At 66.0% G+C, this 23,522-nt stretch carries 14 protein-coding genes and 1 pseudogene; 7 read left to right on the forward strand and 8 right to left on the reverse strand.

The annotated features are described in order from the left end of the window. Positions 1 to 132: 132 nt before the first annotated feature. From ACETMP_RS19980 to ACETMP_RS19995, 4 genes are all read right to left on the reverse strand, one after another. Positions 133 to 2,346, reverse strand: coding sequence for an FAD-dependent oxidoreductase (locus tag ACETMP_RS19980; protein ID WP_028134032.1), 2,214 nt, complete (start codon positions 2,344 to 2,346; stop codon positions 133 to 135). A gap of 141 nt (positions 2,347 to 2,487) precedes the next feature. Next, positions 2,488 to 3,696 (reverse strand): acetyl-CoA C-acetyltransferase, encoded by a 1,209-nt coding sequence (locus tag ACETMP_RS19985; protein ID WP_375157522.1) that lies wholly within the window; start codon positions 3,694 to 3,696, stop codon positions 2,488 to 2,490. Positions 3,697 to 3,751: 55 nt separating this feature from the next. Then, complete coding sequence (locus ACETMP_RS19990; RefSeq protein WP_375157523.1) at positions 3,752 to 5,542, reverse strand: acyl-CoA dehydrogenase C-terminal domain-containing protein; 1,791 nt, start codon at positions 5,540 to 5,542, stop codon at positions 3,752 to 3,754. 98 nt (positions 5,543 to 5,640) lie between these two features. After that, positions 5,641 to 6,024 carry a nuclear transport factor 2 family protein gene (locus ACETMP_RS19995; RefSeq protein ID WP_375157524.1) on the reverse strand — a complete coding sequence of 128 codons (384 nt, stop codon included), beginning with the start codon at positions 6,022 to 6,024 and terminating at the stop codon, positions 5,641 to 5,643. Positions 6,025 to 6,224: 200 nt separating this feature from the next. Between ACETMP_RS19995 and ACETMP_RS20000 the strand changes: the two genes are divergently transcribed. The 4 genes and pseudogenes from ACETMP_RS20000 to ACETMP_RS20015 all read left to right on the forward strand — a co-directional run bounded on the left by ACETMP_RS20000 (position 6,225) and on the right by ACETMP_RS20015 (position 12,644). After that, positions 6,225 to 6,815, forward strand: a complete 591-nt coding sequence (locus ACETMP_RS20000) for a PadR family transcriptional regulator (RefSeq protein WP_375157525.1) — start codon at positions 6,225 to 6,227, stop codon at positions 6,813 to 6,815. Between the two features lie 356 nt (positions 6,816 to 7,171). Further along, positions 7,172 to 10,613 (forward strand): annotated as a pseudogene (locus ACETMP_RS20005) (hypothetical protein). Between the two features lie 346 nt (positions 10,614 to 10,959). Continuing rightward, entirely contained in the window at positions 10,960 to 11,877 is a 918-nt protein-coding gene (locus ACETMP_RS20010) for a sulfite exporter TauE/SafE family protein (RefSeq protein ID WP_028134026.1), read from the forward strand. Then, positions 11,874 to 12,644 carry a TIGR02186 family protein gene (locus ACETMP_RS20015; protein WP_375157526.1) on the forward strand — a complete coding sequence of 257 codons (771 nt, stop codon included), beginning with the start codon at positions 11,874 to 11,876 and terminating at the stop codon, positions 12,642 to 12,644. Before ACETMP_RS20010 ends, ACETMP_RS20015 begins: the two co-directional genes overlap by 4 nt. Before the next feature lie 164 nt (positions 12,645 to 12,808). Here the strand turns inward: ACETMP_RS20015 and ACETMP_RS20020 are convergent, their stop codons facing one another. After that, a complete protein-coding gene (locus ACETMP_RS20020; RefSeq protein ID WP_375157527.1) occupies positions 12,809 to 13,720 on the reverse strand; it encodes a DMT family transporter in 912 nt (303 codons plus the stop codon). 109 nt (positions 13,721 to 13,829) lie between these two features. Between ACETMP_RS20020 and ACETMP_RS20025 the strand changes: the two genes are divergently transcribed. Then, a complete protein-coding gene (locus ACETMP_RS20025; protein ID WP_375157528.1) occupies positions 13,830 to 14,693 on the forward strand; it encodes a LysR family transcriptional regulator in 864 nt (287 codons plus the stop codon). 21 nt (positions 14,694 to 14,714) lie between these two features. Here the strand turns inward: ACETMP_RS20025 and ACETMP_RS20030 are convergent, their stop codons facing one another. Next, positions 14,715 to 14,948 (reverse strand): hypothetical protein, encoded by a 234-nt coding sequence (locus tag ACETMP_RS20030; RefSeq protein ID WP_375157529.1) that lies wholly within the window; start codon positions 14,946 to 14,948, stop codon positions 14,715 to 14,717. A gap of 186 nt (positions 14,949 to 15,134) precedes the next feature. On the opposite strand from ACETMP_RS20030, the gene ACETMP_RS20035 reads away from it, so the two are divergent. Further along, positions 15,135 to 17,660 carry a glycogen/starch/alpha-glucan phosphorylase gene (locus ACETMP_RS20035; RefSeq protein WP_375157530.1) on the forward strand — a complete coding sequence of 842 codons (2,526 nt, stop codon included), beginning with the start codon at positions 15,135 to 15,137 and terminating at the stop codon, positions 17,658 to 17,660. 224 nt (positions 17,661 to 17,884) lie between these two features. Then, positions 17,885 to 18,700 carry an acyl-CoA thioesterase gene (locus ACETMP_RS20040; protein WP_375157531.1) on the forward strand — a complete coding sequence of 272 codons (816 nt, stop codon included), beginning with the start codon at positions 17,885 to 17,887 and terminating at the stop codon, positions 18,698 to 18,700. Between the two features lie 98 nt (positions 18,701 to 18,798). Here the strand turns inward: ACETMP_RS20040 and ACETMP_RS20045 are convergent, their stop codons facing one another. Together ACETMP_RS20045 and ACETMP_RS20050 are read right to left on the reverse strand one after the other, a co-directional pair. Beyond that, entirely contained in the window at positions 18,799 to 20,415 is a 1,617-nt protein-coding gene (locus tag ACETMP_RS20045) for a phosphoenolpyruvate carboxykinase (protein ID WP_375157532.1), read from the reverse strand. A 284-nt stretch (positions 20,416 to 20,699) separates the two neighbouring features. Further along, the gene (locus ACETMP_RS20050) at positions 20,700 to 23,294 is read right to left on the reverse strand and encodes a tetratricopeptide repeat protein (protein ID WP_375157533.1); all 2,595 of its coding nucleotides are present in this window, start codon (positions 23,292 to 23,294) and stop codon (positions 20,700 to 20,702) included. Positions 23,295 to 23,522 lie beyond the last annotated feature (228 nt).

Here is a 23,522-nt window from a genome sequence, read left to right on the forward strand (position 1 = left end):
AAAAGCGGTGCCACCGCGAAGCGAGCCGGCCGTCGACGATGCGGTGCCAGGTCGCGCGGGCTCGCCATTCGGCGATGGAAAACAAAAAGGCCGGATCAATGATCCGGCCTTTCTTTTTCTGGGTAGCGCGCCTTAAGCCGCCGCCTTCTTCGGCGCGAAGCGGCCGTAGAAGGTTTCGCCCTTCGCCGCCATCTCCTCGAGCAGCTTCGGCGGCGTGAAGCGCGAGCCGTACTTCGCCTCGAGCTTGCGGCAGAGCTCGACGAACTTCTTCGTGCCCATGAAGTCGATGTAGGACAGCGTGCCGCCGGTGAACGGCGCGAAGCCGAAGCCGAGGATCGAGCCGACATCCGCTTCGCGCGGATCGGTGATGACGTGATCCTCGACGGTGCGCGCCGCTTCCACCGCCTGCACCACCAGGAAGCGCTGCTTCAGCTCCTCGACGTCGAGCGTGTCGGGGTCGAGCTGCTTCGGCTGCAAGGCCGAGAGGCCCGGCCACAGGCTCTTCTGGCCCTTGCCCTTCTCGGGATAGTCGTAGAAGCCCTTGCTGTTCTTGCGCCCCAGGCGGCCCTGCTTCTCGACCATCTCCACCATCAGCTTCTTCTGATCGGGGTTGATGGCGTTGGGGCCGAGATCGGCCTCCGTCGCCTTCATGATCTTGAGGCCGAGGTCGAGCGCGACTTCATCCGAGAGCGAGAGCGGGCCGACCGGCATGCCGGCCATCTTGGCGCAGTTCTCGATCATCGCCGGCGGCACGCCTTCGAGGAACATCTCGTTGCCCTCGGCGACATAACGGCCGACGCAGCGGTTGGCGAAGAAGCCTCTGGAGTCGTTGACCACGATCGGCGTCTTGCCGATCTGGCGGACATAGTCGAGCGCAGCCGCGATCGCGAGATCGCCGGTGTTCTTGCCCTTGATGATCTCGACCAGCATCATCTTCTCGACCGGCGAGAAGAAGTGGATGCCGACGAACTTGCCCTGGTCCTTGAAGCTCTCGGCCAGCGAGGTGATCGGCAGCGTCGAGGTGTTGGAGGCGAAGATCACGTCCGGCTTCAGATATTGCTGCGCCTTGGCGAAGGTCTCGGCCTTGACCTTGCGGTCCTCGAACACGGCCTCGATGACGAGGTCGACATCCTTCAGCGCAGCGTAGTCGGCGGTCGGCGTGATGCGCGCGAGCAGCGCTTCGGCATCCGCAGGCTTGGCGCGGCCCTTCTTGATCTGCTCCTCGATCACCTTCTGGGCATGCGCCTTGCCCTTGTCGGCGCTCTCCTGGTCGCGGTCGATCAGGACGACGTCGAGGCCGGCACGGGCCGAGACGTAGCCGACGCTGGCGCCCATGAAGCCGGCGCCGATCACGGCGATCTTCTTCACCTTGGTCGGCGGAACGTCCTTCGGGCGGCGCGCGCCCTTGTTGAGCTCCTGCATCGACAGGAACAGGCTGCGGATCATCGCGGCCGCTTCCTTCGAGCGCAGCACCGAGGTGAAGTAGCGCGACTCGACCCGCAACGCGGCGTCGATCGGCAGCTGCAGGCCCTCATAGACGCAGCTCATGATCGCGCGCGCGGCGGGATAATTGTCGTAGGTCTCGCGGCGATAGATCGCGTTGCCGGCCGGGAACATCATCATGCCCGCCTTGGAGAACACCGGACCGCCGGGCAGCTTGAAGCCCTTCTCGTCCCAGGGCGCGACGGCCTTGCCGCCGGCCTTGATCCAGTCCTTGGCGGCCTTGATGAGATCGGCGGCCGGAACGATGGCGTGGATCAGGTTCAGCGCCTTGGCTTTGTCGACCGTGACGGGGTCGCCCTTGAGCAGGATCGTCATCGCGTCCTGCGGCGGCACCAGGCGCGGCACGCGCTGCGTGCCGCCGGCGCCCGGGAACAGGCCGACCTTGACCTCGGGCAGGCCGAGGCGCGTCTTGGGATTCTCCGCGGCGACGCGGTAATGGCAGCACAGCGTGATCTCGAAGCCGCCGCCGAGCGCGAGGCCGTTGATCGCGGCCGCCCACGGCTTGCCTGAGGTCTCGATCGAACGCAGTACCAGCGAGAAGCGGCGGCTCTGGTCGAACAGCATCTGGTTCGCCGCGGTCTCGCCCTGCTCCTTCAAGACCTTCGCGTAGGCCTGGTTCATGCCTTCGAGCATCGAGAGGTCTGCGCCGGCGCAGAACGCTTCTTTCGCCGAGGTGATGACGACGCCCTTCACCGCGGCGTCCGCCGTGGTTGCCTTGACGATTGCCTCAAGCTCGTTGGTCGAGGTCTCGTCGAGCACGTTCATGGAACGGCCCGGGATGTCCCAGGTGACGAGCGCGATGCCGTCTGCGTCGGTCTCGACCTTGAAATTCTTGTACGACATGTTGGTTGCTCCTCGGTGCCGCAGCCGATGCCAGGCGCGGCGGTTGATGGGGTCTCGTAGGGTGGGTTAGCGAAGCGTAACCCACCAACTTTGTTGACGTGGCACGGCGGGTTACGCCTTCGGCTAACCCGCCCTACGGACCTACACCCGCTCGATGATGGTCGCGGTGCCCATGCCGCCGCCGATGCACAGCGTCACCAGGGCGGTGGACTTGTTGGTGCGCTCGAGCTCGTCGAGCACGGTGCCGAGGATCATCGCGCCGGTCGCCCCTAGCGGATGGCCGAGCGCGATGGCGCCGCCATTGACGTTGATCTTGGCGCTGTCGATGTCGAAGGCCTGGATGTAGCGCAGCACGACGGAGGCGAAGGCCTCATTCAGCTCGAACAGGTCGATGTCCGACTTCTTCATGCCGGACCGCGCGAACAGCTTCTCGGTGACGTCGACCGGGCCGGTCAGCATCATCGCGGGCTCCGAGCCGATATTGGCGAAGGCGCGGATCTTCGCACGCGGCTTCAGCCCGTACTTGCTGCCAGCCTCCTTGCTGCCGAGCAGCACGGCACCGGCGCCGTCGACGATGCCCGAGGAATTGCCGGCATGGTGCACGTAATTGACGCGCTCGATCTCGGGATGGGACTGAATTGCGACGCCGTCGAAGCCACCCATCTGCGCCATCATCGTGAACGAGGGCTGCAGCTGCGCCAGCGACTGCATCGTCGTCGAGGGACGCATATGCTCGTCCTTGGCGAGGATGGTGAGACCGTTGATGTCCTTCACCGGCACCACCGACTTGTCGAAGCGGCCCTCGTCCCAGGCCTTGGCCGCGCGCTGCTGGCTTTGCACGGCGTAGGCGTCGACGTCGTCGCGCGAGAAGCCGTATTTGGTGGCGATCAGATCGGCCGAGACGCCCTGCGGCATGAAATAGGCCGGGACCGCCATCGACGGATCCATCGGCCAGGCGCCGCCGGACGCGCCGATGCCGACACGACTCATGGATTCGGCGCCGCCGCCGATCACCAGCTCATGCTGGCCGCTCATCACCTGCGCGGCGGCGAAGTTCACCGCGTCGAGGCCGGAGGCGCAGAAGCGGCTGATCTGCACGCCGGGCACGGCTTCGCCGAGACCGGCCTTCAGCGCGGCGAAACGCGCGATGTCGCTTCCAGCCTCGCCGACCGGGTCGACCACGCCGAGGATGACGTCGTCAACGGAATCCTCCGGCAGGTTGTTGCGGTCCTTCAGCGCCTTCAGCGGCACGGTCGCGAGCGCGAGCGCGGTGACTTCGTGCAGCGCGCCGTCCGCCTTGCCGCGGCCGCGCGGGGTGCGAACGTGGTCGTAGATGAATGCCTCAGGCATGACGCCCTCCTGATGTGATGTTTGATGCGATTGGGAGCAGGCAGCGGAAGCAGGCTCAGAACGCTTCCGCCGGCAATTCCATGATGGTGGCGCAGCCGGCCTGGATGCGCGCGAGATTGGCGGCCGTCTCCGGCAGCATCCGCTCCATGAAGAAACGGCCGGTGACCAGCTTGGTCGAGAGATAGGGCGTCGCCCCGCTCTCGGCAATCTTGGCGTTCGTCACCTTGGCCATCTTCGCCCACATGTAGCCGAGCGCGACGAAGCCGAAGAGATGCAGGTAGTCGGTTGCGGCGGCGCCGGCATTGTCCGGTTTCGCCATCGCGTTCTGCATCAGCCACGTCGTGGCCTGCTGGAGATGACCGAGCGAGGTCGAGAGCGGGGTGATGAACGGCTTCAGCGCCTCGTCGCCGCCGTTCTCCTTGGCGAAGGCCATGACCTCGCCGAAGAACGCCATGATGGCACGGCCGCCGTCGCGCGGCAGCTTGCGGCCGACGAGATCGAGCGCCTGGATGCCGTTGGCGCCTTCATAGATCATCGCGATGCGCGCATCGCGCACGAACTGCTCCATCCCCTGCTCGGCGATGTAGCCATGACCGCCATACATCTGCTGCGCCTGCACCGCGTTGGCGAAGCCGTAATCGGTCAGGAAGCCCTTCAGCACCGGCGTCATCAGGCCCATGTGATCGTCGGCGGCCTGGCGGTCCTTGGGGTCTTCAGAGCGGTGGGCGACGTCGCTCTTCAGCGCGGTCCACATCACGAAGGCGCGCGCGGCCTCGTTGAAGGCGCGGATCGACAGCAGCGTGCGGCGCACGTCGGGGTGCACGATGATCGGGTCGGCCGGCTTGTCCGGCGCTTTCGCGCCGGTGAGCGAGCGGCCCTGGATGCGCTCGCGGGCATAGGCGACCGCGTTCTGATAGGCGACCTCGGACTGCGCGAGACCCTGCACGGCGACGCCGAGCCTCGCCTCGTTCATCATCACGAACATGCCCTGCATGCCCTTGTTCTCTTCGCCGATCAGCCAGCCGGTGGCGTTGTCGTAGTTCATCACGCAGGTCGAATTGCCGTGGATGCCCATCTTGTGCTCGAGCGAGCCGCAGACGACGCCGTTGCGCGCACCCACCGAGCCGTCGGCGTTGACCAGGAATTTCGGCACCACAAACAGCGAGACGCCCTTGATGCCGGCGGGCGCGCCCTCGATGCGGGCGAGCACGAGGTGGATGATGTTCTCGGCGAGGTCATGCTCGCCGGCGGAGATGAAAATCTTGGTGCCCGTGATTTTGAAGCTGCCGTCGGCCTGGCGCACCGCCTTGGTGCGGAGCATGCCGAGGTCGGTGCCGCAATGCGGCTCGGTGAGGTTCATGGTGCCGGTCCACTCGCCCGCCACCATCTTCGGCACGTAGGTCTGCTTCTGCTCGGGCGAGCCGTGAACGATCAGCGCCGCGGTCGCGCCCATGGTGAGGCCGCCATACATCGAGAACGCCATGTTGGCGGAGATCTGGAATTCGTTGACCGCCTGCGAGAGCGTCACCGGCAGGCCCTGGCCGCCATATTCGGTCGGCGCCGACAGACCGAGCCAGCCGCCCTCGGCGACCTGCTTGTACGCCTCCTTGAAGCCCGTCGGCGTGGTGACGCTGCCGTCATCGGCGCGCTTGCAGCCTTCGAGATCGCCGACGCGGTTGAGCGGTTGCAATACCTCTTCGGCGAGCTTGGCGGCTTCGCCGAGGATGGCTTCGCGCACGTCGCTCGAGGCGTCGGAGAAGCCGGCGAGATTGTCGTAGCGGTCGATCTGGAAGACGTCGTTGAGCAGGAAGTTCACGTCTTCGACGGGGGCTTTGTAGATCGGCATGGGGTTCTCCCGGCAATGGCCTTGAAGCGGTGATGTCAGTGATTCCTGCAGGCAGCCTGGCCCGCGAGCTTAGCGGGTTCCGCAACCTCAGGGCAGGGTCATGATTGGGCGGCAAGCTGCTCCGCCATCAGGCGGTGCAGCATGTTGATCGCCTTGAGCGGACGCACCATCACCTTGAAATGGGTGATGCGTCCCTCGCTGTCGAAAGTGATGATGTCGACACCGTTGATCTCGATGCCGTCGATGACATTCCTGAATTCGAGCACAGCGCCATGGCCGCTGCGCCATTCACCGACATAGGTGAAGCCGGGCCCGCCGAGCACCTTCTCGGCACTGGAGAGGTATTTGAAGGTGATGTCGCGGCCGCGCTGCGGCGAATGCACGACCGGGCTTTCGAACACGGCGTCGGGATGCAGGAGATCCCAGAGCGCGGCGCGGTCGTGAGACTTCATGTAGGCGTACCAGGAATCGAGGCCGGTCATTTGCAGCTGCCTCCCTAAAGGCCTGGACAAAAAGTGCAAAAACAACCCCATGCACAGTAGCGTGGCGATTGATTTCGCTGGGTTTTTCGGATCGGATCTTGCGCCCGGCCGAAGTGCCTTTCCATATGCACATTGACGCATATGCGCCAATGCGCATAAAGTCAAGCATGATGGTCGAGGTTGAAACAAGGAGGCCGGCGATGGCCCTGGGCGACGCGATCCTCGCATGCCTGACGGAACGTCCGATGACGGGCTATGAGCTCGCCAAGACATTCGATTCCTCGATCGGCTTCTTCTGGAAGGCCGACCATCAGCAGATCTACCGCGAGCTCTCCAAGCTGCGCGACCGCGGCCACATCCAGGGCCGCGAGGTCGTGCAAACGGGCAAGCCCAACAAGCTGGTTTATACGCTCACTCCGGAGGGGCGAACAGCGCTGCGGCACTGGGCCGCGCGGCCAAGCACGCCAGCCTCGACCAAGGACGACCTCCTGGTCCGCCTCCACGCCCTCGATAGCATCGACATCGAGCCGCTGCGCACCGACCTGATGGCGCGCCTGGAGCACCACCGCGACCGCCACGCCAATTACGAGCGCATCCTGAAGAAGCGTTTTCCGGAGGGCACCGCCGAGGGCCGGCTCGATCTCGGCAATCTGCTGCTGCTCCGGCTTGGGGCCCGGCACGAGCAGATGGTGGCCGACTTCTGCGAGGAGGCGCTTCAGGCACTCTCTGCGATGAGCGGCAAGGCCACCGTGGTGCCGCTGGACGAAGGCAAGCGCGAGGGGAAGGGGTAGAGCGCTGGCGCGGCTGTCGCCACCGCCGTCATCGCCCGCGAAGGCGGGCGATCCAGTATTCCAGAGTCGGCGCGGCTAGAACCGAGGAGCCGCGGCGTACTGGATGCCCCGCTTTCGCGGGGCATGACACCGGTTATTGGGCAACGGGACGAGCGCCGCAACGACCACCCCGGTTCCCCCGCCCAACTTTAAGACAGCCGCGCCGCGTTCCTTAACTCGTTATTTACCGTAACAGGAAAAAGTCGGTTTTCGAGGCAGACGACCCGCGTCAAATTCGGTTGTGTTTGCAACTGGCGCGCGTGGGGAGGCTGGAGGCGCCGGGTGGAGCGCCGGAGTCGGAACCGGACAGAGTTGTCATGAATTCGCGCGTATCGTGGAGTGTGGACGGCATCGATCCATCCGTCAGGGAGCGGGCCGAAGCTGCTGCGCGTCGCGCGGGTATGTCGCTGAACGATTGGCTGAACTCCACGCTCGGCGAAACTGCCCCGCCGAACTTTCGCGGACCTTATGATCAGCGTCCGCAGCAGATGCCGGCTCAAGCACCGAGTCAGGAGAGCCGCGAAGTCGCCGACATCCACCAGCGGCTCGACGCGATCACCCAGCAGATCGAACGGATTTCAAAGCCCACCCCGCGCCAGGATTCCTCAAGGCCGGACGTGACGCGCGAGCAGGGCGTCGCACGCCAGCTCAACGACGCGATCTCGCGGCTCGATGCGCGGCTGTCGCAGATCTCCCGCCCGCAGCAGCCTCAGGCGCCGCGTCCGGCGCCCGCGCCCTCGCCCGTCGAGACGCGCCAGCGCCAGGCCGATGCGGTCGAGCGTGCGGCAGCGCAGGTCTATCGCAACGCCCCTCCCCTGAGCCCCGCTTCGTTCGACGTCGCCGTCGCCGAGATCACCGCGCGGCAGAGCGAGCTCGACGGCTTTGCGCCCCGGCAGATGCCGCCGCGCGCCGCGCCGCCGATTGCGCCTTCGGCTGCTCCCTATACGCCACCGATGGCACCGCCCGCCCCTGCCTATGCGCCACCGCCGCCCGGGCCGGATTTCTCCTCGCTCGAGCGCCATCTGCTCAAGATCACGAGCCAGATCGAAGCGCTGCAGCGCCCCGACAATACCGAGCAGGCGATCAACGCCTTCCGCAGCGAGCTCGCCGAGATCCGCACCGCCATCACCGAGGCGATGCCGCGGCGCGCGATCGAATCGATCGAGAACGAGATCCGCTCGCTGCATCGGCGCATCGACGAGACGCGGTCCAACGGCACCGACGGCCAGGTGCTGTCGGGCATCGAGCATGCGCTGTCCGACATCAAGCAGGTGCTGCGCACGCTGACGCCGGCCGAGCAGCTCACCGGCTATGACGAGGCGATCCGCAATCTCGGCGCCAAGCTCGATCTGATCCTGCGCGCCAATGACGATCCCTCGACGGTGCACCAGCCTCGAGAGCGCGATCGCGGCGCTGCGCGGCATCGTCTCCAACGTCGCCTCCAACGAAGCGCTGGCCCGACTGTCCGAAGACGTGCAGCTGCTGTCGTCCAAGGTCGACCAGGTCACCCGCGCCTCCGGCCAGGGCGACAGTTTTGCAGTGCTGGAGCAGCGCATCGCCGCACTTACCGCCGCGCTGGAGACCCGCGAGCGGCCGCAGCCGTCGGAAAGCACCGAGCATCTGGAAGCTGCGATCCGAGCGCTGTCGGACCGTTTCGACCGCATGCAGGTCGGCAACGATTCCGCCTCGACCTTCGCCCATCTCGAGCAGCGCGTCTCGTATCTCTTGGAGCGGATCGAAGCCGCCTCCGACCCGCGCAACGGCAATCTAAGCCGCGTCGAGGACGGGCTGCACGACATCCTCCGGCACCTGGAGCGGCAGCAGGCGACTTATTCCGCGCTGGCCGAGAGCCGCAATTCGGCCCCTGTCGATTCCGGCATGGTCGATCTGGTCAAGCGCGAGCTGTCCGACATCCGCTTCAGCCAGGCCGAGACCAACCGCAGCACCCAGGACTCGCTCGACGCCGTCCATAGCGCGCTCGGCCATGTCGTCGATCGCCTGTCCATGATCGAAGGCGATCTGCGCGCGGTGCGTACGGCCCCGCCGGCCGCTGCGCCGCAGCCGACGCCCGCTCCCATGCCTGCTTCCATGGCTGCTTCCATGCCTGCTGCCATGGAGGCCGCGCCTGTCGCGCGCGAGCCGCGGCCGCCAGCGCAGCAGCCGAAATACGATCAGCAGCCGAAATACGATCCCAAGCCCGAGCTGCCGAATCCCGCTGCGACGCAGAGCGCGCAAGCCGCCTTCGCCGCCGCGCCGCGTGAATTCCATGCCGCCGCTCCCGCCGCGCCGCCGCCGGTGCCGCCGGTTCCGCCGCGTGCGATCAGCGAGATCCTGGAGCCGCATACGGCGCCCGCCCGCGCCGCGCTCGCACCGGAATTGCCGCCGGATCATCCGCTCGAGCCGGGGACGCGGCCGGGTGGACGTGCCGCCACGCCGTCGGAGCGCATCGCCGCCTCCGAGAGCGCGATCAGCGGCATTCCTGCTGCGGCGAAAGAGCCGGTCTCGTCGTCGAGCTTCATCGCGGCCGCCCGCCGCGCGGCCCAGGCCGCCGCCGCGCAGCCGGAAAAGCCGGCGCGCGGTGCCAAAGCCGGCGCCGATCGCGGCAAGGACAAGGGCAAGGACGGCAGCTCGACCATCACTTCGAAGATCCGCTCGCTGCTGGTCGGCGCAAGCGTGGTCGTGATCGTGCTCGGCACCTTCAAGATGGCGATGAACCTGCTCGAGGGCAGCCCGCCGCCGGCGCCGCAGGCCATGGACAACACCACCAGCCAGCCCGCGCCGCAGGTCCCGTCGCCACCGCCGGCGATCGAGAACAAGCCCGCCACGCCCGAGCAGGTCACGCCATCGATGACCTCGCCGACGCCGATCGGCCGGCAATCCCAGAACAATTCCGCGCCGGCGCCCGCCAATTCCGGCAACTCGGCCTCGGTTGAAATTCCGGCGGCGCCCGCCGCAGCAGTGCCGCCGGCTGCGAACAGCGACATTACCGGCGCGCTGTCGGGCACGAGCCGCGCCAAGCTCGGCCTGATCCAGGTGCCGCCGAGCGAGAAGCTGCCCGACGGCATCGGTGGCCCCGCCTTGCGCAGCGCCGCGATGAAGGGCGATCCGACCGCGGCTTACGAGATCGGCTTGCGCTTTGCCGAGGGCAAGGGCGTTGCGACCAACTACGACGAAGCCGCCAAATGGTACGACCGCGCGGCACAGGCCGGCGTCGTGCCCGCCACCTTCCGCCTCGGCACGCTCTATGAGAAGGGCCTTGGCGTGAAGAAGGACGCCGACATCGCCCGCCGCTACTACACCCAGGCCGCCGAGCGCGGCAACGCCAAGGCGATGCACAATCTCGCGGTGCTCGATGCCGATGGCGGCGGACGCGGCGCCAATTACAAGAGCGCGGCGCAGTGGTTCCGGAAAGCGGCCGATCGCGGCGTCGCCGACAGCCAGTTCAACCTCGGCATCCTCTATGCTCGCGGCATCGGCGTCGAACAGAACCTCGCCGAGTCCTACAAATGGTTCAGCCTGGCGGCCGCTCAGGGCGATGCCGACGCCGCCGGCAAGCGCGACGACGTCGCCAAGCGGCTCGATCCGCAATCGCTGGCCGCCGCCAAGCTCGCGATCCAGACCTTCAGCGCCGAGCCGCAGCCGGACGATGCCGTCAATGTTCCGGCCCCGAACGGCGGCTGGGACAGCGCGCCGCAGGCGAGCGCCAAGCCGGCGCCAAAGCCGGTCGCGGCCAAGCGCTCGGCATCGGCGGCGCATTAAAGACCAATAGCTTCAAGCAGACAGAACGAGCCACGGGCTCGGTGCACCTCTCCCGCTTGCGGGAGAGGTCGCAGAGCGAAGCGACGCGGGTGAGGGCTTTCTCCTCTGGGAGAGTCCCACCACGGAGGCAACCCTCTCCCCAGCCCTCCCGCAGGCGGGGCAGGGAGCGCAGCTTCGTCGTGGCGGGCATTGCGGATTTCACGGCACTTGCGCACCCATTCACCACGCCGGAAATTCTAGGGTCCCTCCCCGCGCCGAATTCCGCTATTGAGGGGCGCGGCAATCGTTCCGACCGTCCGGCGGGCATTTGCGCAATCGGTCCGTCTCGCCGGAGCGTGGTCCCTCGATGCAGCTTTATCTCCCGATCGCCGATCTTCCCGTCAACGTCTTGCTGGTGCTGGCGATGGGGGCCGCGGTCGGCTTCGTCTCGGGCATGTTCGGGATCGGCGGCGGTTTCCTGATGACGCCGCTGCTGATCTTCATCGGCATCACGCCCGCGGTCGCGGTCGCCTCGGTCACCAGCCACATCGCGGCCTCCTCGTTTTCCGGCGCGCTGTCCTATTGGCGGCGGCGCGCGATCGATCCGGCGCTGGCGAGCGTCCTGCTCTGCGGCGGCGTGACCGGCACGGCGCTCGGCGTGTGGACCTTCACCCAGCTGCGTGCGCTCGGCCAGCTCGATCTGATGATCGCGCTCTCCTACGTCGTGCTGCTCACCACCGTCGGCAGCCTGATGTTCTCGGAAGGCCTGCGCGCCCTGATGCGGACCCGTCGCGGTGCGCTGCCGCCGCGCCGCACGCACAATTGGATCCACGGCCTACCGCTGAAGATGCGGTTCAAGCGCTCGAAGATCTATCTCTCAGTCATCCCGGTGGTGGTGGTCGGCATCGTGATCGGCTTCATCGGCGCCATCATGGGCATCGGCGGCGGCTTCATCCTGGTGCCGATCATGATCTATCTGCTGAGGGTGCCGACCTCGACGGTGATCGGGACCTCGATGGTGCTGACGCTGGTCACCATGCTGTTCGCGACCATGCTGCACGCGGCGACCAATCACCTGGTCGACGCCGTGCTGGCGCTGATCCTCATGATCGGGGGCGTCACCGGTGCGCAGTTCGGGGCCCGCGCCGGGCAGAAGATCCGCGGCGAGCAGCTGCGCCTGCTGCTCGGCCTGCTGATCCTCTCGGTCGGAATCCGCTTCGCAATCGAGCTGGTGATCCAGCCCTCGGACCTCTTCACCATCCGCGAGCTCGGAGTGAGCGGATGATGCGCACGCTTCTCGCCATCCTTCTCGTCCTGCTGCTCGGCGGCGCCGCACGCGCCGAGCGGCTGATCGTGTCGGTCTCCAACCACCGCGTCACGGTGACACCGAACTATTCCGGCGAGGAGCTGGTGCTGTTCGGCTCGGTGGAGAAGGATGCCACCACGCCTGCCGACCGCACCGCCTACGATCTCGTCGTCACCGTGATGGGCCCGCGCGCCGACATGGTGACGCGGCGGAAAGAACGCACCTTCGGGATCTGGATCAACACCGATTACCGTCAGTTCCTGCAGGTGCCGAGCTATCTGGCGCTGTTCGCCAACCGTCCGTTCGAGACCATCACCTCGCCCGAGATCGCACGGCGGCAGCAGATCGGGCTGAACAACGTGCTGCTGACGCAGCGCGTCAGCGGCGACTTTGCCGACGTGGTGCCGAACGACGCGTTCCGCTCGGCCTTCATCCGCCTGCGTACCCAGCGCGGGCTCTATCGCGAAGACGGCAGCGCCGTCACGTTCCTGACCCCGACCCTGTTCCGCACCGGCATTCCACTGCCGGCCGAGGTGCCGATCGGCACCTATGAGGTGGAGATCAAGCTGTTCGCGAACGGCGCGTTCGTCGCCAAGACCGAGACCGCGTTCGAGATCGTCAAGGTCGGCTTCGAGCAGTTCGTCGCCACCACCGCGCGCCACAACGGTTTGCTGTACGGTCTCGCCACCGTGGCGATGGCGCTGATGACGGGATGGATGGCGTCGATCGTGTTCAGGAAAGACTAGCCGCACACTTGAGGCGCCACTCTCTCCTCTCGTCATCGCCCGGCTTGGCCGGGCGATCCAGTATTCCAGAGACGCTCGTTGGATAGCTCGCCTTCACTACAACCGCCGCGGCGTACTGGATGCCCCGGTCAAGCCGGGGCATGACAGTTGAGATTGTGGCGTCCTCACGCCACCACCTTCGCCGGCCGCGTCACCAGATAGATGCCGAGCGCGACCGGGATGATGCCGAGCAGGTCGCGCGCTTCGACGTGCTCGCCGAGGGCAAGATACGCGAACAGCATGCCGAGCGGCGGCATCAGGAAGTGATAGGCGCTGGCGGCGGTGGCGCCGCACATTTTCAGCAGATGAAACCAGAGCCAGTAGGCGAGGATCGAGCCGCCGAGCACGAGGAAGGCGAAGGCGCCGATCAGGCTCGGCGTGACATCGATGGCGTGGATGTCGGCGAAGGTGAGCGCGATCGGCGCGAGCACGATGCCGGCGGCGAGGTTCTGCACGCCGTTGCCGATCCACAGCGATCCCTTCGGCGCGAGCAGCTTGAACAGGATGGTGCCGGCGACGATCGAGGCCAGCGAGGCCAGCGTGAAGACGATGCCGTGCATGCTGTCGGTGCCGACCGACAGCCGGTGCCAGACGATCGCCGTCACGCCGACGACACCGAGCACGAGGCCGCTTGCCTTGCGCCAGGTCATGCCTTCGCCAAGCAGCAGCGCGGCGAGGCCAGCGGTGAATACCGGATTGGCCGAGACGATCAGGCCGCCGAGGCCGGCGGAGACCGATTGCAGGCCGGTGTAGCCGAGACCGAGATAGAGCGCGTTGTTGGCGATGCCGAGCACGACGAAGATCGCGGCGTCGCGCCAGGAGAGTGACCAGGCCTCGCCGCGGATCAGCGTTGCGCCCAGGATCAAGATGCCGGCGAGCGAAAAACGCGCGGCAAGCAGAAGCAGCGGCGGGCAATGGGTGACGCCGATCTTGCCGGCGACGAAGGCGTAGCTCCAGAGCAGGCAGAACAGGCCGATGGCGAGCGGCAGCGTGTTGAAGCGGGTGGCTGGGGCTGGGATCGAGGGGGCGAGCGACATGGGGGCATTCTCGGGGTTTTTGTTCCGGCCCTCGATCTAGGGACGCCGCTTGTCATTTGGAAATTAAATGATTAACTTCCGATCAGTCGATTTTCGAATGGAAGCGGCAATGCTGGATCTCGAGCTGCTGCGCAGCTTCGTCTCGGTGGTCGAAGCCGGCGGCTTCACCCGCGCCGGCGAGCGCGTCCATCGCACACAATCGACCGTGAGCCAGCAGATCAAACGGCTGGAGGACGACATCGGCCAGGTGCTGCTGCATCGCGACGGCAAGAGCGTGCGGCCGACCGAGGCCGGCGAGCGGCTGCTCTCCTATGCACGCCGTCTGCTCTCGCTGGCCGAGGAGGCGCGCGACGTGCTGCGCCGGCCGGATGGCGAAGGTGCGGTCCGGCTCGGCATCCCCGAGGATTTCGCGGCGTACCGGCTGACCAAGCTGTTGGGCGCGTTCGCGCGCTCGCATCCCGGCCTGCGGCTCGACGTGCGGGCCGACCAGAGCAAGCATCTGGCGCGCGATCTCGAGCGCGGCGAGCTCGACCTTGCGCTCTACAAGCGCGAGGCCGGCGCGAACGGCGCGATCGCGGTGTGGCCGGAACGGGTGCACTGGGTCACCAGCAAGAGCCATCCCGTCGACGTCGACGTTCCCTCGGTGCCGTTGATCGGCTTTCCGCTCGGCTGCATCTACCGCGCCGGTGCGATTCATGCGCTGGAAAGCGCCGGCCGGGCCTGGCACACCGCCTATACCTCGTCGAGCCTCGCCGGCATCCAGGCCGCGGTCGCCGCCGGCATGGGGCTGAGCATCCTGTCGGAGATGTCGATCCAGTCCGACCACCGCGTGCTGACGGCGAAGGAAGGTTTTGCACCGATCAACAAGACCGAGGTCGCATTGATGGCTGCGCCGGATGCGAGCCCGGCCACGCTGCGGCTTGCCGATCGTCTCGCCGAGTTTTGCGATGCGGTGCAGGCAAAGGCGGCTTGAGCCCGCTTGAGGTCAGGGCGCTCAATTCGCCGCCGACAGCAGTTTGTCCCCGCACGCATTCGCGTAGAACTTGCCGCCGCATTGGCGCTTGATCGCAGCGCAGCGAGCCGCAGGCGACGCCTTTTGCGGGGCCGTGAAGCCGCAGCTGAGGCCATCGGCGCTGCGGCCGGATTTGCCGGTGGCAAACGCCGCGCTGGAGGCCCCGATGCAGACGACGAGCAGGGCTGCAGCGGCGATTTCAATCACCAGTCTCATGATCGTCTCCTCTCCACACTGATGGCTGAATTGTTTCGTAATCTAGCACCGAATCCCGGTTTCTCCGTGCTCACCCGGGTTCCCAATCCGGCCCGTTCCTTGCATAAATTAGCGCCAGCGCAATGCACGGCCACAGTTCCGGTGCAAGGGCACGACGCGCAGATTGGTAAGAGTTCGACCTAGGAAATGACGGCTTTGCAGGATTCATCGTTCCAACCCAGTTTTCCGGCCCCGGGGCAGCCCATCGACGAACTCGCGCTGGCCGAGATCAAGGGCGCGATCCTGGCGAAGCTGCGGCTTGCCATCGGCAAGGATGCCGGCATGGCAACCAAGCACGACTGGTATCAGGCCGCAGCGCTGGCGCTACGCGACCGCATCGTGCATCGCTGGCTCACCGCGGAGAAGCATAGCTACGACGCCGGCCGCAAGCGCGTCTATTATCTCTCGCTCGAATTTTTGATCGGCCGTCTGTTCAGCGACGCGCTCAACAACATGGGCCTTTTGAAGATCTTCGAGGTCGCGCTCGGCGATCTCGGCGTCTCGCTGCCGGAGCTGCGCAAATGCGAGCCGGACGCCGCGCTCGGCAATGGCGGCCTGGGGCGCCTCGCCGCCTGCTTCATGGAGAGCATGGCGACGCTATCGATCCCCGCGATCGGCTACGGCATTCGCTACGATTACGGCCTGTTCCGCCAGATCATCAATCAGGGCTGGCAGCAGGAATATCCGGACGAATGGCTGAGTTTCGGCAATCCCTGGGAATTGCAGCGACCCGAGGTGATCTACGACATCAATTTCGGCGGCGGCATCGAGCATGTCGACGACAAAGGCCGCGACCGCGCGATCTGGCATCCCGCCGAGACGGTGCAGGCGATCGCCTATGACACGCCGATCGTCGGCTGGCGCGGCCAGCACGTCAACGCGCTGCGGCTGTGGTCGGCGCGCTCGCCCGATCCATTGAAGCTCGACGCCTTCAACAAGGGCGATTATGTCAGCGCCAGCGCCGAGCAGTCGCGCGCGGAGGCGATCTGCAAGTTCCTCTATCCGAACGACGAGAGCCCGGCGGGCCGCGAGCTGCGCCTGCGCCAGGAATATTTCTTCGTCTCGGCCTCGCTGCAGGACCTGGTGAAGCGGCATCTGGCCTCCGACGGCCAGCTGCGCAACCTCGCCGGCAAGGTCGCGGTGCAGCTCAACGACACCCATCCGAGCCTTGCCGTCACCGAGCTGATGCGCATCCTCGTCGACCTGCACAATTTCCGCTGGGACGAGGCCTGGAAGATCACCGTCGCCACGCTCTCCTACACCAACCACACGCTGCTGCCCGAGGCGCTGGAGACCTGGCCGGTCGAGCTGTTCGAGCGGCTGCTGCCGCGGCATCTGGAGATCATCTACCGCATCAACGTGCAGCACCTGGCGCTCGCCGAAGCGCGCTGCCCCGGCGACATCGACTTCCGCGCCTCGGTCTCGCTGATCGACGAGAAGAGCGGCCGCCGCGTGCGCATGGGCCAGCTCGCCTTCGTCGGCTCGCACCGCATCAACGGCGTCTCGGCGATGCATTCCGACCTGATGCGCGAGACCGTGTTCCACGACCTCAACCATCTCTATCCCGGCCGCATCACCAACAAGACCAACGGCATCACCTTCCGCCGCTGGCTGATGCTGGCCAACCCGAAGCTGACCGACCTGTTGCGCGAGAGCTGCGGCGAGGCCGTGCTCGACGATCCCACCCAGCTCTCGCTGATCGAGGCCCGCGCCAGCGACGTCGAATTCCAGAAGAGGTTCCGCAGCGTCAAGCTTCACAACAAGACCGCGCTGGCGCGCCTGATCGGCGAGCGGCTCGGCATCAAGGTCGACCCGACCGCCTTGTTCGACGTGCAGATCAAGCGCATCCACGAGTACAAGCGCCAGCTCCTGAACGTCATCGAGACGGTCGCGCTGTATCAGGCGATCAAGGACGATCCCAATGGCAATTGGGTGCCGCGGGTGAAGATCTTCGCCGGCAAGGCGGCGGCGAGCTACCGTTACGCGAAACTGATCATCAAGCTGATCAACGACGTCGCCGAAATCGTCAACAACGACCCCGCGATCGCCGGCAAGCTCAAGGTCGTGTTCCTGCCCGACTACAATGTCAGCCTGGCCGAGGTGATCATTCCCGCAGCCGATCTCTCCGAGCAGATCTCGACCGCCGGCATGGAGGCCTCCGGCACCGGCAACATGAAGCTGGCGCTGAACGGCGCCATCACCATCGGCACGCTCGACGGCGCCAATATCGAGATCCGCGACCATGTCGGCGCGGAGAACATCGCGATCTTCGGCATGGAGGCCGGCGACGTGATGATCCGCCGCAAGCAGGGGCTTGACGCCTCCGACGTGATCCGCAATTCGCCGAAGCTGCAGCGCGCCATCAACGCGATCGGCGGCGGCGAGTTCTCGCCCGGCGATCCCGGCCGCTTCGAATCCATCGCGCACGCGCTGCGCTATCTCGACCATTACATGGTCAGCGCCGATTTCGATTCCTATTACGCTGCGCAGCGCGCGGTCGACGCGCGCTGGCAGGTCTCGCCGGCCTGGACCCGCGCCTCCATCCTCAACGTCGCGCGCATGGCCTGGTTCTCCTCGGACCGCACCATCCGCGAATATGCCGAGGAGATCTGGAACGTGCCGGTCAACCCGACCACGCCGCTGCTGCCGGATCTGCGGAACGTCGCGGGCTGATTTTCCGCGGCGTGGAAGCGGGATTACCTGCGAGGTTATTTGCATCTCGCAAGGCCGATGATGATATGACTGCCATCATCCCCAAGGCGGAGTCGGTGAACCGACGCCGCCACCCAATGCCGTCACTGCGAGCGCAGCGAAGCAGCCCAGAATCTTTCCGCGGAGACAGTCTGGATCGCTTCGCTGCGCTCGCAATGACGGGTATGGCGACACCGAGGACTCCCATGCACGCCAAGCTCGCGCACCCGTTCGATGAAGCCACCCGCATCACCGCCGGTGACTCCAGCTGGCAGGGGCACACCAGCGACGATTACTGGGCCTTTGTCGGCCCGTTCGGCGGCGCCACGGCCGCGACGATTCTCCGCGCGCTGATCGAGCATCCGCAGGCCGCCGGCGATCCGCTGGCGCTCACCGTCAATTATTGCGCGCCGATCGCCAAGGGGGCGTTCGATCTCGACGTGCGGCTGGTCAAGGCCAACCGCTCCAGCCAGCACTGGTGCGTCGAGCTCAGCCAGGGCGGCGGCGAGGTCGCAACGCTCGCCACGGCCGTGTTCGCCGAGCGGCGACCGTCCTGGGAGCACCGGGTGGCGCAATATCCGGAGGCCAAGCCGTTCGAGGAGACCATGCCGTTTCCGAAGATCCAGGCGTCCTGGGCCAACCAGTACGAATTCCGCTTCGTCGAGGGCGAGATGCGGATCGGCCCGCAGCAGGCCGAGCCCGCCAGCACCTATTCGAAGATCTGGATCAGCGACCGCACGCCGCGCAAGCTCGACATGCTGTCGCTGACGTCGATGTCGGACGCCTTCTTCGGCCGCATCTTCCATGCAAGGCGCGAACTGGTGCCGTTCGGCACGGTGTCGCTGACGACCTATTTCCACAGCGACAGCGAGGAGCTCGCGAGCGAGGACATCACCCGCGTGCTGGCGACGGCGGATTCGAAGATCATGCACAAGAGCTACGCCGACCAGAACGCCGAGCTGTGGTCGCCGAACGGCCGGCTGCTCGCGACCACGACGCAGATCGCGTATTTCAAGGCGTAGGTCATCAGCGTCATTCCGGGGCGCGACGAAGTCGCGAACCCGGAACCTCGAGATTCCGGGTTCGATGCTTCGCATCGCCCCGGAATGACGGTCTCACCCTACTCCGCAGCGAGCTTCACGTCCGGGGCTGCCGCACGCACATCGGCGTCAACCTGGGCTTCGAACTTGGCGAAGTTCTTCTGAAACATGCCGACCAGCGCGCGGGCGGTCTTGTCGAACTCGTCCTTGTCCTTCCAGGTGTTGACCGGGTTGAGGATCTCGCTGGGCACGCCGGGCAGCGCGGTCGGGACCGCGAAACCGAAATATCTGTCGGTGCGGAATTCGACGTTGCGCAAGCTTCCGTCGAGCGCGGCGGTGAGCAGCGCGCGCGTCACCTTGATCGGCATGCGCGAGCCGACACCGTACTTGCCGCCGGTCCAACCGGTGTTCACCAGCCAGCAATCGACATTGTGCTGGGCGATGAGGTCGCGCAGCATGTTGCCGTAGACGCTGGGATCGAGCGGCAGGAAGGGCGAGCCGAAGCAGGTGGAGAATTCCGGCTGCGGCTCGTTGCCGAGACCGCGCTCGGTGCCCGCGACCTTGGCGGTGTAGCCGGACAGGAAGTGATACATCGCCTGCGCCGGCGACAGTTTTGCGATCGGCGGCAGCACGCCGAAGGCGTCGGCGGCGAGCATCACCACGTTCTTCGGCTGCGGCGCGCGGCCGGTGCGCGAGGCGTTCGGGATGAAGTCGAGCGGGTAGGCCGAGCGCGTGTTCTCAGTCTTGGAGCCGTCGTCGAAATCGACCACGCGGGTGTCCTCGTCGAGCACGCAATTCTCGAGCACCGCGCCGAAGCGGGTCGAGGCCGCGAAGATCTCGGGCTCGGCTTCCTTCGACAGCTTGATGCACTTGGCATAGCAGCCGCCCTCGAAATTGAAGACGCCGTTCGGGCCCCAGCCGTGCTCGTCATCGCCGATCAGCGTGCGGTTGGGATCGGCCGACAGCGTGGTCTTGCCGGTGCCCGACAGCCCGAAGAAGATCGCGGTATCGCCCTTGGCGCCGACATTGGCCGAGCAGTGCATCGGCATCACGCCGCGCTCGGGCAGGTAATAGTTGAGCGTGGTGAAGACCGACTTCTTCATCTCGCCGGCATAATAAGACCCGCCGATCAGGACGATCTTGCGGGCGAAATCGATCGCGACGACGTTCTCCGAGCGGCAGCCGTGACGTTTGGGATCGGCGCGGAAGCTCGGCATGTCGATGATGGTGAGCTCCGGCACGAAGGTCGACAGCTCGATCGCCTCGGGCCGGATCAGAAGCGTGCGGATGAACAGCGAGTGCCAGGCGAGCTCGGTGAAGACGCGCGTCTTGATCCGGTAGGCCGGGTCGGCGCCGCCGTAGAGGTCCTGCGCGAACAGCTTCTTGCCTTCGGCGTGCTTGAGGAAATCCTGATAGAGCGTCTCGAACTGCTCCGCGGTGATCGACTGGTTGCCGGCCCACCACATCTTCTTGTCGGTGGTGGCGTCACGCACCGTGAATTTGTCCTTCGGGCTGCGCCCGGTGAACTCACCGGTGTCGGCGCAGAGTGCGCCGTCAGCGGACAGCACCGCCTCGCCGGCCGCGAGCGAGTACTGATAGAGTTGCGGCGCACCGAGGTTCCAGTGAACCTGCTTGAGATTCTTTAGACCGAATTTGTCGGCGCCGAAGGCACCGTTGCGCACGCCCGTCTCTTGCACGAAAAATCCTCCTAGAACCCACGACATTCAGCGGACCAAGTTTGGCGCCGTCGCGGTCACCGTGATCAATGGGCCATTCGGCCTCGGCCGAACGACCTAATAATGATGAACGTTGGCGTTGCCAAGCTGATCCCGCAGGATTTGGTTTATTCAAGGACCGCGCCAGACCTCGCGCATGTCAGCTCTGAGCAGACGCACCACGAAATCGCCGATGATCGCGCAACCAAACGGGCGTTTGCGCGTTACGTCAGGTTATTGCGGCGCACAATCGCGCGGCACCTTTCCTATCTCACCTCACCTTCGCCGATCAGAGCGAACGGCCCCCACATGGCGGGGTAGGCGTTGCGCGGCGAGGAGGTGTCGTCAACAAATGTCAACATCGCGCGGCGCAAGGCTTCGGCACGACCAATCTTTGGCTCGTTCTTGAGCAACTCGAATGTCGAAATGGTCAGGCGGGTGGCGGCTTCCGAATCCACGGCCCAATGCGAGACCAGGAGCGCACGGGCCCCTGCATAGAAGAACGAGCGCGCCAATCCCGACAGCGCCTCGGCGCCGGGCTTGTCGCCGGCGATGGTGTTGCAGGCGGACAGCACCACCCAATCGGCGTTGAGCTTGAGCTGCGCCACCTCGCTCGCGGTCAGAAGACCGTCGTCGAACTCCGACGGCTGATCGGGAATGGACAACGCGAGCGAGGGCTCGGCCAGTCCCTTGACGTCGCCGGCGACGAGACCGTGGGTGGCGAAGTAGATGATGCCGTATTGAGCAAGCGCTGCACGCTTCAGCGTCGTTTCGCTGGCATCGCGCCCGAGATGGATGTCGGCTTTGGCCGCGCCGACGTCCCTCGCCACCGCATTCAGCTCGTCGGCGGTATCGGGCAGTTGCGGCAGCGCCTGCGCCAGCCGCGCGCGATCGACGCCGGCACCGCGCCAGAAATCGGTGTAGGCGATCGTCGCAATGCTGCGCGCGGCGACCTTGCCGCCGGCTGCGCGACGGTCGGCCGGATCTTTGGCCGCGGGGTTGAAGACGGGATCGCCGAAGCCGGTCATCGGCTTTACGCTCTGATCCTTGCGGGCGAAGGCACGCAGCGATTTCAGGGAGATCGCCGACGGCAGCACCGAGACGGCCTGACGCCGCAGCAGCCAGGCGGCCTCGCGATAGCCTTCGAGCCGGTCCGGAATGGCAGCCTGGGGCTTCTCCGTCACCAGCAGATGAAACGGCAACGCCGTCAGCGCCGCCGAGGGCACCACCAGCAGATTGCGCTTGTCCTTTGTCAACGCCTCCACCGGGCCGAGCAGCGCCGCATAGAGCTCATGGGCCAGCGCGAGGTCGAACAGGCCCGACTTGCCGGAGGCATCGCGCGCCTTGCCGACATCCAGCCCCTTGCGGAAGGCGGCGACCTTCTGCGTCACCGCATCCGCGCCGAGCGGGACCTCCTTCCAGTCGGCGCCCTCGCGCGTGATCGCGATGACATAGCTCTGCTTGTCGACGACGGAATAGATCACCATCGCCTCGTCGGCCGACAGCAGGGGCTGGATGTCCTTCACCGCCAGCGGCAGCGGGTTGGAGAGCGAGGCGTAGTCGGGAAACTCGAGCGTGAGAGCCTTCTGCAATGTGCTGCGCTCGTTTCCGATCGCCGCGATCCTCGTGCGGCTGCGTTGCTCGAGTGCGGGGTCGCGCTGAGCGGGTGGCTTCGACACCGCCGCGACGATCGCCTTGTCGAGGGCTTCGGATTCGACGGCGAGATCCTGATCCTTGCGCACGAGCTCGGCGAGCCGGTCGCTGCCGGCGGCCATCCGCACCGCGAGCTTGTTTACGGCAGCGGCGGCGGAGGATTGCGTGCCGCGCTGGATCGCCGCGAGCGCCTCGTCCAGCGCCTTGTCATCCCCAAGCAGACGCTGCTGCCGCGCGGCGAACAGGATGGGCAGCACGACGCGCAGCTGCGCGCGATTGCCGGCGAGCGTCCTCTGTGCGAACGGCAAGGCGTCGGCGGTCCGCCCCGAGGCCTGAAGGAAATTGGCGAGATTGCTGGTCGAGGTCGCGACATCGGGATGGTCGGGTCCAAGCGCACGCTCACGGATCGAGAGGGCGCGGCGATACAGCGGCTCGGCATAGGCATAGCGCTGCTGATGCTCGTAGAGCCCGGCGAGATTGTTCAGCGAGCGCGCGACGTCGGGATGATCGGACCCCAGCACCTTTTCGCGGATCGCCAGCGAGCGCTTGATCGGCGCCTCGGCTTCGGCATCGCGGTTGAGATCGCGATAGACCTGGCCGATGTTGTTCAGGACGGTCGCGACCGCGGGATGCTCGGGCCCGCCGACCTTCTGATAGATCGCAAGCGCACGCCGGAACAGCGGCTCGGCCTCGGCATGGCGCTGCTGCTTCACATAGTAAGTGGCGAGATTGTTGAGGGACTGGCCGACGTCGGGATGCTCGCGCGACAGCGCCTGCTCGCGAACGGTCAGCCCACGCTTGAACAGCGGTTCGGCTTCAGTGAAGCGGCTCTGCCGCTGGTAGAGCGCCGCCAGATTGTTCAGGAGCGGCGCGATCTCGACGCTACCCTGACCGGTCCCCTTCTCCATCAGCGCAATGGCGCGCTTGTACAGCGGCTCGGCCTGATCGTCGTGGCCCTGGTCGGCTTCGATCTGCGCCAGATTGTTGAGCGCCGCGGCGAGGTCGCGGTTGTTGCCGGTCTTCTCGAGCGAGGCCACCATGGCCTGCGCCAGCGGCAACGCCTCGGAATATTTGCCGGCGCTCCGGAGCGCATTGATGCGCGCGCTCTGCGATGACAGATCATGCTTCTGGGCAAGGCTAGGCGTAGCCAACGACGTGGCGATCGCGAGCGCCAGACCCGCAGCCAATGCAAAACGACGACGCGTCATGAACCCTCTCGCTGCGAGCCTTATAGACCTATCGTCTTAGGTCGCAGCGATGGGTCGCGGCGTTCAAAACGTTGCGTTCTTGGGCGTACTCATAATCCGGCGCTTGGTTTGGGCGCTCTCGCGTGTCCGCCCCCCTCAAAAGCGGTACAAAACCGGCCATCGCCGGACGTCGCTGATGGGCCAACAACAGACAACGGCTCGTCGCCGTACCCGGCTATGACGAACTCT

Source organism: Bradyrhizobium dasycarpum (assembly GCF_042019905.1).
In the GTDB taxonomy this organism is placed as follows: domain Bacteria; phylum Pseudomonadota; class Alphaproteobacteria; order Rhizobiales; family Xanthobacteraceae; genus Bradyrhizobium; species Bradyrhizobium japonicum_B.

Coding starts and splice junctions, on each gene's coding strand:
- ACETMP_RS19980 (WP_028134032.1), bottom strand. CDS start 2,346: ATGTCGTACAAGAATTTCAAGGTCGAGACCGACGCAGACGGCATCGCG.
- ACETMP_RS19985 (WP_375157522.1), bottom strand. CDS start 3,696: ATGCCTGAGGCATTCATCTACGACCACGTTCGCACCCCGCGCGGCCGC.
- ACETMP_RS19990 (WP_375157523.1), bottom strand. CDS start 5,542: ATGCCGATCTACAAAGCCCCCGTCGAAGACGTGAACTTCCTGCTCAAC.
- ACETMP_RS19995 (WP_375157524.1), bottom strand. CDS start 6,024: ATGACCGGCCTCGATTCCTGGTACGCCTACATGAAGTCTCACGACCGC.
- ACETMP_RS20000 (WP_375157525.1), top strand. CDS start 6,225: ATGGCCCTGGGCGACGCGATCCTCGCATGCCTGACGGAACGTCCGATG.
- ACETMP_RS20010 (WP_028134026.1), top strand. CDS start 10,960: ATGCAGCTTTATCTCCCGATCGCCGATCTTCCCGTCAACGTCTTGCTG.
- ACETMP_RS20015 (WP_375157526.1), top strand. CDS start 11,874: ATGATGCGCACGCTTCTCGCCATCCTTCTCGTCCTGCTGCTCGGCGGC.
- ACETMP_RS20020 (WP_375157527.1), bottom strand. CDS start 13,720: ATGTCGCTCGCCCCCTCGATCCCAGCCCCAGCCACCCGCTTCAACACG.
- ACETMP_RS20025 (WP_375157528.1), top strand. CDS start 13,830: ATGCTGGATCTCGAGCTGCTGCGCAGCTTCGTCTCGGTGGTCGAAGCC.
- ACETMP_RS20030 (WP_375157529.1), bottom strand. CDS start 14,948: ATGAGACTGGTGATTGAAATCGCCGCTGCAGCCCTGCTCGTCGTCTGC.
- ACETMP_RS20035 (WP_375157530.1), top strand. CDS start 15,135: ATGACGGCTTTGCAGGATTCATCGTTCCAACCCAGTTTTCCGGCCCCG.
- ACETMP_RS20040 (WP_375157531.1), top strand. CDS start 17,885: ATGCACGCCAAGCTCGCGCACCCGTTCGATGAAGCCACCCGCATCACC.
- ACETMP_RS20050 (WP_375157533.1), bottom strand. CDS start 23,294: ATGACGCGTCGTCGTTTTGCATTGGCTGCGGGTCTGGCGCTCGCGATC.